General features: G+C 71.1%; 13 protein-coding genes. 4 read left to right on the forward strand and 9 right to left on the reverse strand.

From position 1 onward, the window contains the following. Window position 1 precedes the first annotated feature (1 nt). Both dut and OG206_RS07885 read right to left on the reverse strand, forming a co-directional pair. Entirely contained in the window at window positions 2-529 is a 528-nt protein-coding gene (dut, locus tag OG206_RS07880) for a dUTP diphosphatase (RefSeq protein ID WP_327113669.1), read from the reverse strand. Then, window positions 529-1,071, reverse strand: coding sequence for a PaaI family thioesterase (locus tag OG206_RS07885; RefSeq protein ID WP_442805939.1), 543 nt, complete (start codon window positions 1,069-1,071; stop codon window positions 529-531). The genes dut and OG206_RS07885 overlap by 1 nt, the downstream gene beginning before the upstream one ends. Window positions 1,072-1,171: 100 nt before the next feature. Between OG206_RS07885 and OG206_RS07890 the strand changes: the two genes are divergently transcribed. After that, on the forward strand, window positions 1,172-1,627 hold the full coding sequence (locus OG206_RS07890) for a DUF3093 domain-containing protein (RefSeq protein WP_327113673.1): 456 nt from the start codon (window positions 1,172-1,174) through the stop codon (window positions 1,625-1,627). 5 nt (window positions 1,628-1,632) lie between these two features. Here the strand turns inward: OG206_RS07890 and OG206_RS07895 are convergent, their stop codons facing one another. The 4 genes from OG206_RS07895 to OG206_RS07910 form a co-directional block, all read right to left on the reverse strand. Next, window positions 1,633-2,589 (reverse strand): hypothetical protein, encoded by a 957-nt coding sequence (locus tag OG206_RS07895; protein ID WP_327113675.1) that lies wholly within the window; start codon window positions 2,587-2,589, stop codon window positions 1,633-1,635. An 11-nt stretch (window positions 2,590-2,600) separates the two neighbouring features. Beyond that, window positions 2,601-2,897, reverse strand: coding sequence for a DUF4193 domain-containing protein (locus OG206_RS07900; protein WP_003965732.1), 297 nt, complete (start codon window positions 2,895-2,897; stop codon window positions 2,601-2,603). A 404-nt stretch (window positions 2,898-3,301) separates the two neighbouring features. After that, the gene (locus OG206_RS07905; protein WP_327113677.1) at window positions 3,302-4,546 is read right to left on the reverse strand and encodes a sensor histidine kinase; all 1,245 of its coding nucleotides are present in this window, start codon (window positions 4,544-4,546) and stop codon (window positions 3,302-3,304) included. Window positions 4,547-4,554: 8 nt separating this feature from the next. Continuing rightward, window positions 4,555-5,208, reverse strand: coding sequence for a response regulator transcription factor (locus OG206_RS07910; RefSeq protein ID WP_327113679.1), 654 nt, complete (start codon window positions 5,206-5,208; stop codon window positions 4,555-4,557). Between the two features lie 362 nt (window positions 5,209-5,570). Between OG206_RS07910 and OG206_RS07915 the strand changes: the two genes are divergently transcribed. Continuing rightward, window positions 5,571-5,744 carry a hypothetical protein gene (locus OG206_RS07915; protein WP_327113681.1) on the forward strand — a complete coding sequence of 58 codons (174 nt, stop codon included), beginning with the start codon at window positions 5,571-5,573 and terminating at the stop codon, window positions 5,742-5,744. A gap of 102 nt (window positions 5,745-5,846) precedes the next feature. Here OG206_RS07915 and OG206_RS07920 read toward each other — a convergent pair whose 3' ends face one another. Beyond that, window positions 5,847-6,647 (reverse strand): inositol monophosphatase family protein, encoded by an 801-nt coding sequence (locus tag OG206_RS07920; protein ID WP_327113683.1) that lies wholly within the window; start codon window positions 6,645-6,647, stop codon window positions 5,847-5,849. A 67-nt stretch (window positions 6,648-6,714) separates the two neighbouring features. Next, window positions 6,715-7,839 (reverse strand): ferrochelatase, encoded by a 1,125-nt coding sequence (locus tag OG206_RS07925; protein ID WP_327113685.1) that lies wholly within the window; start codon window positions 7,837-7,839, stop codon window positions 6,715-6,717. Window positions 7,840-7,965: 126 nt separating this feature from the next. On the opposite strand from OG206_RS07925, the gene OG206_RS07930 reads away from it, so the two are divergent. Together OG206_RS07930 and OG206_RS07935 are read left to right on the forward strand one after the other, a co-directional pair. Then, window positions 7,966-9,210 carry an MFS transporter gene (locus tag OG206_RS07930; protein WP_327113687.1) on the forward strand — a complete coding sequence of 415 codons (1,245 nt, stop codon included), beginning with the start codon at window positions 7,966-7,968 and terminating at the stop codon, window positions 9,208-9,210. Beyond that, window positions 9,170-10,489, forward strand: coding sequence for a D-arabinono-1,4-lactone oxidase (locus tag OG206_RS07935; RefSeq protein WP_327113689.1), 1,320 nt, complete (start codon window positions 9,170-9,172; stop codon window positions 10,487-10,489). Before OG206_RS07930 ends, OG206_RS07935 begins: the two co-directional genes overlap by 41 nt. A 9-nt stretch (window positions 10,490-10,498) precedes the next feature. Here OG206_RS07935 and OG206_RS07940 read toward each other — a convergent pair whose 3' ends face one another. After that, complete coding sequence (locus OG206_RS07940) at window positions 10,499-11,464, reverse strand: hypothetical protein (RefSeq protein WP_327113691.1); 966 nt, start codon at window positions 11,462-11,464, stop codon at window positions 10,499-10,501. Window positions 11,465-11,644 lie beyond the last annotated feature (180 nt).

Consider the following 11,644-nt stretch of genomic DNA (forward strand, 5'->3'; position numbering starts at 1 on the left):
GTCAACGTCCTTCCCGGTCGGATACGACCGAAGCGTAGCTGTTCCCACCCTGGGTGTTACCGCCCGTGACGCCGTCCACTGCGGCGTGACCGCCGGTGGATCCGAAGCCCCCCTCGGCCCGCGCCGAGCCGGGGAGCTCCGTCACCTCGTGGAAGCGCACCTTCTCGACCTGCTGGACGACCAGTTGGGCAATCCGGTCGAACCGTTCGAACTTCACGGTCTCGCGCGGGTCGAGATTGACCACGATGACCTTGATCTCCCCACGGTACCCGGCATCGACCGTCCCCGGGGCGTTCACGAGGGCCAGCCCGCAGCGGGCCGCGAGGCCGGAGCGGGGGTGCACGAAGGCGGCGTACCCGTCGGGCAGGGCGATCGACACTCCGGTGGGAAGCACGGTCCGCTCGCCCGGGGCCAGCTCGGCGGCCTCGGTGGTGACCAGGTCGGCACCGGCGTCGCCCGGGTGTCCGTACGCGGGGATCGGGACCTCGGGGTCGACCCGGCGGATCAGTACGTCGACGGGATTACGCATCAGGGGTTCACCTCGAAGGCACGCGCGCGCCTGATCTGGTCCGGGTCGGCCATCGCCGCCCGGATCTCCTCCGGCCGTCCGTTCTCGGTGAAGTGCTCGACCTTGACCTCGATGAAGAGCGCCTCGGCGTGGACGGCGACAGGTCCCTCGGGGCCGCCGATCCGTGCCGTCGCGCGACAGTAGTTCTTGCGGCTGTGCACGGCGGTGACCTCGGCCTCGAGGAAGAGTTCCGTGCCCACCGGCACCGGCAGGAGGTAGTCGGTCTCCAGCCGTCCGGTCACCGCGATCACCCGGAGCAGCCAGCTCAGCGCGCCGAGCGTCTCGTCCATCGCCGTGGCCAGGACACCGCCGTGCGCGAGTCCCGGGGCGCCCTGGTGGGCCGGCCTCACGGTGAACTCGGCTGTGACGTTCACGCCCTCTCCGGCCCGCGCCTGTAGGTGCAGTCCGTGAGGCTGGCCGGTTCCGCAGCCGAAACAGTGTTCGTAGTGCGAGCCGAGGAGCTCACCGGGCGCGGGGGCGTCGGGATGACGGACCGGCTTCACCGCCGCGGCCGGGGGTGTCAGACGTGCAGATGTTCCACTCACAGGCGCAGACCTTACCCGCGCGGCCGACCGGCGGTCGCGCCGTGCCAAGCTAGGTTTCATGCAGCCTTCCGCACCCCCCTTCGACGAACGTCTCACCGCGCCCCGTACGTGGTGGCTCATCGCCTTCGGGATCGGCGTCGCCTGTGCCCTGATCCTCCTTCCCCTCGGCGCCCTGCCGCTGCTCGGGGGCCTGGTGGGAGGGACGGCCGCGGCGTGCGCCGTCGTGAGCTCGTACGGCTCCGCGCGGATCCGGGTCGTGGCGGGCGCGCTCGTCGCGGGCGACGCCCGGATCCCGCTGGAGGCGCTCGGTGACGCCGAGGTCCTGGAGGGCGAGGAGGCCCGCGCCTGGCGCACGTACAAGGCGGACCTCCGGGCCTTCATGCTGCTGCGCAGCTACATCCCGACGGCGGTCCGGGTGAAGGTGACGGACCCGGCCGACCCGACTCCGTACGTCTACCTGTCGACCCGGGAGCCGCAGGCCCTGGTGGCGGCCCTCGCACCGGTGCCTGCCTAGAGCGGTCAGAGGCCCGGGCCGTCCAGGCCCTTGGGCAGCTCCTCGGCGGGCCGCGCGGGCTGTTCCAGCGGGGGGAGCTCCAGGAGGCGGTCCCAGGGCACCTGGTGGCGCCTCAGGTCGTCCCTGACGCGGTCGGCGAGCTTCTTGGTGTCCCTTCGGTTCATCATCGCGCCGACGACGGCTCCGATCATGAACGGGATGAGGTTGGGCAGGTCGCGCACCGTGCGCTTCATGATCTGCTGGCGCAGTTCGCGCTTCATCTGCCCACCGAGGGCGGCGTTGAGGGTGGTGGGGCGCGAGACGTCGATGCCGCGCTCCTCCGTCCAGGCCGTGAGGTAGGCGGTGCTGCGCTGCCCGAGGTTGCCCGGGGGGCGTCGGCCGTAGACCTCGTGGAGTTCGGCGACGAGCTTCATCTCGACGACGGCGACACCGGTGATCTCCGCGGCGAGTTCGGCCAGCATGGCGGGCGGGACGGGCATCATCGCCGCCGCCCCGATGCCCGCGCCGACGGTCGCGGTGGCGTTGCACGCACCTGCGACGAGCTTGTCGGCGAGTTCCTCGGGCCCGAGACCCGGGAACTGTCTCCGCAGGGTGGCGAGGTCCCGCACGGGGACGCGAGGGGCGGTGTCGATGATCCGGTCGGCCACCATGCCGACCGCGGCCCGGGCACTCGCCCGGCTTCTCAGGACGCCCCGTTTCAGTGAGTTCAGGCAGCCGGACTCCTCCGGGGACGGCTCGTGTCCGTCCTGCCCGGGCTCGTGTGCCGAGCCCGCAGTCCGTGCTGCTTCGAGCGAGGCCGGACGGCCCCGCTCGTTGTCGGATGTGCCAGGGGAGGGCGGCAGGGCGGCCTGATGCTCGGCGGTGGGGTTCTCGCCCTCCGCCGGGCCTGTGCCGCCCTGTTGCGCCTCCGACGACTTCGTGCGCCGCAAGCGCCGCTTCCGGAACGGTGTGTCGCCTGCCACGGCCGGAACCCTCAGTCGCAGTCGCGGCAGATGGGCTGACCGTTCTTCTCGCGCGCCAGCTGGCTCCTGTGGTGCACGAGGAAGCAGCTCATGCAGGTGAACTCATCGGCCTGCTTGGGCAGAACCCGCACGGCCAGCTCTTCGTTGGACAGGTCTGCGCCGGGCAGCTCCAGTCCCTCTGCCGCGTCGAACTCGTCCACGTCGACGGCGGATGCCGTCTTGTCGCTCCGACGAGCCTTGAGCTCTTCGAGGCTGTCCTGATCGACGTCGTCGTCGGTCTTCCGTGGGGTGTCGTAATCCGTTGCCATGTCGCTCTCCCCCTCATGGGTGTCTGCGGTGTCTCAGCGCACGTAACGCGTGAGAGGCCGGACTTGTGCCCGACCTGAGGCGGAGATTTTGCCTCACATCAAGGTCTGTTACTCAATCGACACCCAACCGGATCTCCCGTGAGCGATCAGCTTGGGTGGCGATGGGGACCGTACACGGTCCGATTACTGCAGTTCACGGGCGCCACCCCGTGTACTTCCCGTGATATCACCCCCCGAAAACCCGGACTTTTCCAAGCTTTCTGGGAGAGTTGTGATCACGGAGAGTAGAGGTGCCCGAATGTGCTCTTGTGATCGATCACACAGGGGCGGAACGGTAAGAGAGTTCGAAAATTCCGCCCAAAGCGAACAGAGCGATCCAATCCGGCCTCACGTCGTGAAGCCTCTCAGACCGGCAGGGTGACGCGCATCACGAGACCACCGCCCTCGCGGGGCTCCGCGATGATACGGCCTCCGTGCGCCCGAGCGACGGATCGCGCGATCGACAGGCCGAGTCCGACGCCCTTGTCGCTCCCGGTCCGCTCCGTGCGCAGCCGCCGGAACGGCTCGAAGAGGTTGTCGATCTCGTACGCCGGCACGACGGGCCCGGTGTTCGTGACGAGGAGGACCGCCTGCCCGTGCTGGAGTTCGGTGGTGACTTCCACCCAGCCGCCCTCCGCGACGTTGTAGCGCACGGCGTTCTGCACGAGGTTGAGCGCGATGCGCTCCAGGAGGACGCCGTTGCCCTGGACGACCGCCGGCACGCGCTCGCCCCGGATCTCCACCCCCTTGTCCGCAGCCTCCGTCCTGGCCTGGTCGATGGCCCTGTCGGCCACCTCGGCCAGGTCCACGGGCTTGCGCTCCACGATCTGGTTGTCGCTGCGCGCGAGCAGGAGCAGGCCCTCCACGAGCTGCTCGCTGCGCTCGTTGGTGGCCAGCAGCGTCTTGCCGAGCTGCTGGAGCTCCATGGGCGCCCCGGGGTCCGAGAGGTGGACCTCCAGGAGCGTGCGGTTGATGGCAAGGGGTGTCCGCAGCTCGTGCGAGGCGTTCCCGACGAACCGCTGCTGCGCCGTGAAGGCCCGCTCCAGGCGGTCGAGCATCTCGTCGAAGGTGTCCGCGAGCTCCTTCAGCTCGTCGTCCGGGCCGTCCAGCTCGATCCGGCGGGTCAGGTCCGTGCCGGCGACCCTCCGGGCGGTACGCGTGATCCGGCCCAGTGGGGAGAGGACCCGGCCGGCCATGGCGTAGCCGAAGGCGAAGGCGATGATGCTGAGGCCGACGAGGGCCAGGAGCGCCCTGTTCAGGAGGCTGTCCAGGGCATGCTGCCGCTGTGAGGCGGTGCAGTCCTTGATCGCCTCGTTGAGCTGGCTGTTGTTCAGCGCGGAGCCGAGCTGCGGGCAGGTGTCGCTGGAGATCCGGACATTCGTGCCGGAGACCTGGAAGACGAGCCCGCCGCCCGCGTCGTGCAGGGCCTGCGCGGCCAGCATGTAGATGATCGAGAGCAGCAGGATGCCCGCGATCAGGAACATGCCGCCGTAGAGGAGCGTGAGCCGTATCCGGATGGTCGGACGCAGCCACGGGTAGGTGGTCTCCTGCTGCTTCGGTTCCCAGGTCGGTTTCGGGGGCGCCGTGACAGGCCCCGGGGACGCCGCCATCACGCCCCTCAGATCCGGTATCCGGAGCCGGGGACCGTCACGATGACCGCGGGCTCGCCGAGCTTGCGGCGCAGGGTCATGACCGTCACCCGCACCACGTTGGTGAACGGGTCGGTGTTCTCGTCCCATGCCTTCTCGAGCAGCTGTTCGGCCGAGACGACCGCGCCCTCGCTGCGCATCAGGACCTCCAGGACCGCGAACTCCTTCGGGGCGAGCTGGATCTCCTGGTCGTCCCGGAATACCTCGCGGCGGTTGGGGTCGAGCTTGATGCCCGCCCGCTCCAGCACGGGAGGCAGGGCGACCGTCGTACGGCGCCCCAGGGCGCGTACGCGGGCGGTCAGCTCGCTGAAGGCGAACGGCTTGGGGAGGTAGTCGTCCGCGCCGAGCTCCAGGCCCTCGACCCGGTCGCTGACGTCACCGGACGCGGTGAGCATGAGCACCCGGGTGGGCATGCCGAGCTCGACGATCTTCCGGCAGACGTCGTCACCGTGCACGAGCGGGAGGTCCCGGTCCAGCACGACGACGTCGTAGTCGTTGACCCCGACCCGCTCGAGGGCGGCCGCTCCGTCGTAGACGACGTCGACGGCCATGGCCTCCCGGCGCAGTCCGGTGGCCACCGCATCGGCGAGCAGCTGCTCGTCCTCGACGACGAGTACGCGCACGGCGCAGTCCTTCCCTAGATCTCCGGAAATACGGCGAGCGGCCCTCGATACGGCCGCTCGCTGCACGTCAGCGGCACCGACTGTGCGTGTCCATCCTGCCTTCAACACCCATAAACCGGCGGTAAGACGACGCGTCGGGGCCGCCCCTCCGAGGAATCGACCGGATTTCCCGGGCAGTTGAGGTTTCTTCGGGGCCGGGCGGGGGGAGGACGACCTCACACCCGCGATCACGCCATGTATGTGGCGTACCACAGCCCGTCCTGCTTCCAGAGGGACTGCGTGATCACCCGCACCCCGGCCTTCGCGCCGGGGGACCACCGGGCACACCCCCGTGCCACCGACCCACGATGAGGGGGCGCTCCATGGACGCTTTCACCGCAGGTCTGCTGCAACGAATCAAGACCACCGAGTCCGACCTCACGATGGCCCGTGAGACGGGCGACGACTTCCTCGCGGACGTCGAGCAGGGAGAGCTCGACGACCTGCACCGCCTGGCCGCCGAGCACGGCGTGGAAATCGGCGCCACAAGCGTCTGAGCCGCTACGGGAGGGCCCGGGCAGCCTTTATGGCTGCGCCCGGGCCCTCCCGTCGTACCGGGCGGCTCCGGCGCGCCTCCAGGGGCGCCGGAGGGTCGTGTGTCAGTCGTGCCAGGCGCCGAGTTCATCGAGGAGCGCCTGCAGCGGCTCGAAGACCCCGGGTGTCGCCGCGACGGTCAGGTCCCCGTCCGCGGGGAGGCCGGGGCGTCCACCGGTGAGCGCGCCGGCCTCCCGGGCGATGAGGTCGCCGGCCGCCACGTCCCAGGGGTGCAGCCCTCGCTCGTAGTAGCCGTCCAGGCGGCCCGCCGCGACGTCGCAGAGCTCGATGGCCGCCGATCCGCCGCGCCGGATGTCCCGCAGCCTGGGGATCAGTCGCTGCGCGACGGCAGCCTGATGGGCACGGACCTCGGTGACGTAGTTGAAGCCGGTGGACACCAGGGCCTGGTCGAGCGGCGCAGTGGGGCGGCAGCGCAGCGCCTCACCGTTGCCGTACGCGCCCCGGCCGAGGACCGCGTGGAACGTCTCGCGGCGCATCGGGGCCTCCACGACGCCGACGACCCGCTCGCCGTCACGCTCGGCGGCGATGGACACCGACCAGGTCGGCAGGCCGTAGAGGTAGTTCACGGTGCCGTCGAGGGGGTCGATGACCCAGCGGATGCCGCTGCTTCCCTCGGCGCTGGCGCCCTCCTCGCCGAGGAAGCCGTCTGCGGGGCGGTGCTCGGAGAGGTAGCCGGTGATCAGCTTCTCGGCCCGGATGTCCATCTCGGTCACGACGTCGATGGGGCTGGACTTGGTCGCGGCCACCCCCAGGTCGGCGGGACGGCCGTCACGGAGCAGGGCCCCGGCCCGGCGTCCCGCTTCGAGGGCGAGGTCGAGCAGTTCGGACAGGAGGGGGTCGTTCACAACGCTCCAGACGTGGTGTCGCGGGACGGGGACGGGCTGTCGGCGGCCCCGCGCTGCGGGAAGGCGGTCAGTACGGGCTGTCGGCGCCTGCCGCGGCCGGCTTGGGGGCCCTGGCCGGACAGCACCCGACGGGGCAGAGGTCGTGCGAGGGGCCGAGGGCGCCCAGGGCGCATCGCTCGGCCGGGCGGTCCTGCTCGCCGGCGGCCCGCTCCAGCAGGAGTTCGCGCACGGCTGCGGCAAAGCGGGGGTCGGCGCCGACCGTCGCCGACCTGCGCACCGGCAGCCCGAGCTCGGCGGCCTTAGCCGTCGCCTCGGTGTCGAGGTCGTACAGCACCTCCATGTGGTCCGAGACGAAACCGATCGGTGCCATGACGACCGCCGGGACCCCGTCACCGTGGAGGGTCTCCAGGTGGTCACTGATGTCGGGCTCCAGCCACGGGATGTGCGGGGCGCCGCTGCGCGACTGGTAGACGAGCTGCCACGGGTGCTCGACGCCCGTCTCCTCGCGCACGGCATCGACGATCAGGCGTGCCACCTCAAGGTGCTCGGCCACGTAGGAGCCGCCGTCACCGTGGGTCTCCACCGGCCCCGAGGTGTCGGCTGCGGAGGTCGGGATGGAGTGCGTGGTGAAGGCCAGGTGCGCCCCCGCCCTGACGTCCTCGGGGAGGTCGGCCAGCGAGGCGAGCACGCCGTCCACCATCGGCCGTACGAAGCCGGGGTGGTTGAAATAGTGCCGCAGCTTGTCGACCCGGGGCACCGTGAGCCCCTCGGCCTCCAGGGCGGCCAGCGACTCGGCCAGATTCTCGCGGTACTGGCGGCAGCCGGAGTACGAGGCGTAGGCGCTGGTCGCGAGCACGGCGATGCGGCGGTGCCCGTCGGTGATCATCTCGCGGAGGGTGTCGGTGAGGTACGGGGCCCAGTTGCGGTTGCCCCAGTGGATGGGGATCTCCACGCCGTGGTCCGCGAAGTCCTTGCGCAGGGCGTCGAGCAGCGCCCGGTTCTGCGCGTTGATCGGGCTCACGCCGCCGAAGAGGAAGTAGTGCTTGCCGACTTCTTTGAGGCGCTCCTCGGGGATGCCCCGGCCGCGCGTCACGTTCGCCAGGAACGGGACCACGTCGTCGGGGCCCTCGGGACCGCCGAAGGAGAGCAGCAGCAGGGCGTCGTACGGGGCTGGATCACGCAGATCGGACATGCCCCCGATCCTGCCACCCGGTACCGGCGGCGCGGCAACCGACATCCGCCGGTGCCGGGTGCCGGGTGACCGCCCGTAAGCTGTATCAGGCATCTGCACACCTGACAGGCTTCATCGGAGCACCCCTTGCCCAGCCCCTACCGCGCCATCTTCTCCGCCCCGGGAAGCCTGGCCTTCTCGGCCGCCGGATTCCTCGGCCGGATGCCGCTGGCCATGATGGGGATCGGCGTGGTCACCATGGTGTCCCAGCTCACCGGGCGCTACGGGCTGGCGGGCGCGCTCTCCGCGACGCTCGCACTCGCGGCGGCGGCCATGGGGCCGCAGGTGTCCAGAATGGTCGACCGGTACGGGCAGCGCCGTGTCCTGCGCCCCGCCACCCTGTTCGCCGTCGCCTCCGTCGCCGGGCTGCTGATCTGTGCGCAGCAGCGGCTGCCCGACTGGACACTCTTCGTCTTCGCCGCCGGCGCGGGCTGCGTCCCGAGCGTGGGGTCGATGGTCCGGTCACGCTGGGCCGAGATCTACCGGGGGTCGGGGCGGCAGCTGCACACGGCGTACTCGTGGGAGTCGATCGTCGACGAGGCGTGCTTCATCTTCGGCCCCATCATCTCCATCGGTCTGTCGACCGCCTGGTTCCCGGAGGCGGGCCCCCTGCTGGCCGGCGGGTTCCTGGTCGTGGGTGTGTTCTGGCTGACGGCGCAGCGCGCCACGGAGCCCACGCCGCACCCGAAGGAGCACCACGCAGGCGGCTCGGCCCTCAGCTCGTCGGGTCTCCGGGTGCTGGTGCTCACGTTCGTCGCCACGGGCGCGATCTTCGGGGCCGTGGACGTGGTGACGGTGGCCTTCGCGGAGGAGCGCGGCCACAAGGCGGCGGCCAGTCTCGTGCTCGCGGTCTACGCCCTGGGCTCCTGCCTCGCCGGGGCGGTCTTCGGCCTGGTCCACCTCAAGGGGAAGCCGGCCACCCGGTGGCTGGTGGGGGTATGCGCGATGGCCGTGAGTATGATCCCCCTCCAACTGGCCGGGAGCCTGCCGTTCCTGGCCGTGGCGCTCTTCGCCGCGGGCCTCGCCATCGCACCGACGATGGTCACCACGATGGCCCTCGTCGAGCAGCACGTACCGCGCACGCAGCTGACCGAGGGCATGACCTGGACCAGTACGGGACTCGCGGTCGGGGTGGCGCTCGGCTCCTCCGCCGCAGGCTGGGTGGTCGACGCCTCGGGGGCCGAGTCGGGGTACGTGGTGCCCGTCGCAGCGGGGGCGCTCGCGGCCGCGGTGGCGTTCCTGGGGTATCGCCGGCTCGCGGAGCCGGTTCCTACGGGAGGGCGCGGGGAAGATGACCGACACCTACGCACGGACAGCGAGCACGTGGCGTAACTGGGCGGGCAATGTCACCGCCCGGCCGGCGCGCGTGGAGTCCCCCGCATCGGTCGACGAGCTGGCGGCCGTCCTCCGCCGGGCGTCCGAGGACGGCCTGACCGTGAAGCCGGCGGGCACCGGTCATTCGTTCACCGCGGCCGCGGCCACGGACGGGGTCCTCATATGCCCGGACCTGCTCACCGGCATCCGGGACATCGACCGCGAGGCGATGACGGTGACGGTCGAGGCCGGCACGCCGCTGAAGCGCCTCAACGCCGCACTCGCCCGCGAGGGGCTCTCCCTCACGAACATGGGCGACATCATGGAGCAGACGGTCGCCGGGGCCACCTCCACGGGCACCCACGGCACCGGACGTGACTCGGCGTCGGTGTCGGCGCAGATCCGGGCGCTCGAACTGCTGACGGCCGACGGCACGGTGCTCCGCTGCTCGGCCGTCGAGAACGCTGACGTCTTCGCGGCGGCCCGGGTCGGCCTGGGCGCGCTCGGCGTGGTCACAGCGGTCACCTTCGCGGTCGAGCCGGTCTTCCTGCTGACCGCCCGCGAGGAACCGATGACCTTCGACCGGGTCACGGCCGACTTCGATCAGCTCGTCACCGAGAACGAGCACTTCGAGTTCTACTGGTTCCCGCACACGGGCAACTGCAACACCAAGCGCAACAACCGCAGCGCCGGCCCGGCCGCTCCGCCCGGTCGGGTCAGGGGCTGGGTCGAGGACGAGCTGCTCTCCAACGGGATCTTCCAGGTCGCCTGCACGGTGGGCCGGGCGGTCCCCCGGACCATCCCCGCCCTCGCGAAGATCTCCAGCCGCGCCCTGTCGGCCCGTACGTACACCGACATCCCGTACAAGGTGTTCACCAGCCCCCGGCGGGTGCGTTTCGTCGAGATGGAGTACGCCCTGCCGCGCGAGGCGGCCGTCGAGGCGCTGCGGGAGCTCAAAGCCATGGTCGACCGCTCGCCGCTGCGCATCAGCTTCCCGGTGGAGGTCCGCACGGCTCCCGCGGACGACATCGCGCTGTCCACGGCCTCGGGCCGGGACAGCGCGTACATCGCGGTGCACCTGTACCGCGGCACGCCGTACCAGTCGTACTTCACCGCCGTCGAACGGATCATGACGGGCTACGACGGGCGCCCGCACTGGGGCAAGATCCACACGCGGGACGCCGCGTACCTGGCGGGGGCCTATCCGCGCTTCGGCGAGTTCACCGCCGTACGCGACCGGCTCGACCCGGGCCGGCTGTTCGCCAACGACTACCTGCGCCGCGTGCTCGGCACCTGACGGGCGGGCTCACCGGCCGGTGTCCGCCCCGGATGCCGCGTCGTCCTGCACGCCGGCGGCGTCGCCGGCACCGGTCGTGGCGGGTGCGGACGGGGTGCCACCGTCACCGGGGGCGGACGGTGTGCTCTCCGGCGTGGTGGGGTCCGAGGAGGCCGAGGGCGTGGGAGCCGGTTCCTCGGTCGCACCGCCGCCTCCGGACGCGTCGGGCGACGCGCTCTGCCCGTCGCGGGGGTCGGTGCCGGGCGTCGTCGTGGCCCCCGTGTCCGGGCGGCGTACGTCGTCCCCGTCGTCCTGCCCGGTTCCGCTGGACGGTTCGGGGGACTCCGTCCTGCCGTCGGGCTCGCCCCGGACGACCGAGCCGACGGTCGTCCCCCCGTTGCCGCCGAGATCATGGCCGGACGCCGCCTCGTACACCGTGATGCCGGCCATCGAGATCACGAACACACCGGCCGCCGCCAGGGCCGAACGCTTCCAGCCCCGGACGCGGGTGCCGTGGGTGCGGGCGGCGGAGTAGGCGTCGTCCGCGGTGGCCTCGCCCTGGAACGTCCCGAGGTGGGCCGCCTCCGTCACCGGGCGGCCGTCACCGGGCCGCACCCGGCGGAGCAGCCGGGTGCGCTCGGCGTCGGACTCCGTCACGGGGGGCATCACCGTGGTCGCCTCGTCCCGCGGCCACTGCGACGCGGGTGACGTCTCCTTGGTGCGCACCGTCACCTGACGGCCCGCCGGATGTTTCACCTGGACCGTCACTTCACGGATCTGCTCGCCGGTGCGGCGGAAGAAGTGCTGGAAGACCGACCCTCCGCAGGTGGCCACCACGCTCATCACACCGGCGCCCGCGATGGTTCCGTACACGCCCAGCTGTGAGGCCATGACCGCCGCCGCGACCGCCGCGACCGCGCTCCCGGCAACCTGCGGCAGGCTCAGATCTATGCGCCTTTCCTTACGTTCCGCATCATTCTGCGGCTTCTGAACCATGATCAGCCCCTGCTCGACAACTACCCCACCTTGCACCAGGAAGGGACATATGAGCGAACCGGATAGTTCCGATTCTGGAGTTTCTGTGAAGCAGCCCACGCAACGCGGGCATACGGCCGAGAACGGGGTAACCCAACTCCCGTGTCCGGCGTGAACTTCGGCGGCGCGCCGGTCCACCCA

It is taken from the genome of Streptomyces sp. NBC_01341 (assembly GCF_035946055.1).
Classification (GTDB): Bacteria; Actinomycetota; Actinomycetes; order Streptomycetales; family Streptomycetaceae; genus Streptomyces.

Bases quoted from the DNA above. Each gene is read 5' to 3' on its own strand.
- OG206_RS07890 (WP_327113673.1), top strand. From the start codon at position 1,172: ATGCAGCCTTCCGCACCCCCCTTCGACGAACGTCTCACCGCGCCCCGT.
- OG206_RS07900 (WP_003965732.1), bottom strand. From the start codon at position 2,897: ATGGCAACGGATTACGACACCCCACGGAAGACCGACGACGACGTCGAT.
- dut (WP_327113669.1), bottom strand. From the start codon at position 529: ATGCGTAATCCCGTCGACGTACTGATCCGCCGGGTCGACCCCGAGGTC.
- OG206_RS07915 (WP_327113681.1), top strand. From the start codon at position 5,571: ATGGACGCTTTCACCGCAGGTCTGCTGCAACGAATCAAGACCACCGAG.
- OG206_RS07940 (WP_327113691.1), bottom strand. From the start codon at position 11,464: ATGGTTCAGAAGCCGCAGAATGATGCGGAACGTAAGGAAAGGCGCATA.
- OG206_RS07905 (WP_327113677.1), bottom strand. From the start codon at position 4,546: ATGGCGGCGTCCCCGGGGCCTGTCACGGCGCCCCCGAAACCGACCTGG.
- OG206_RS07935 (WP_327113689.1), top strand. From the start codon at position 9,170: ATGACCGACACCTACGCACGGACAGCGAGCACGTGGCGTAACTGGGCG.
- OG206_RS07925 (WP_327113685.1), bottom strand. From the start codon at position 7,839: ATGTCCGATCTGCGTGATCCAGCCCCGTACGACGCCCTGCTGCTGCTC.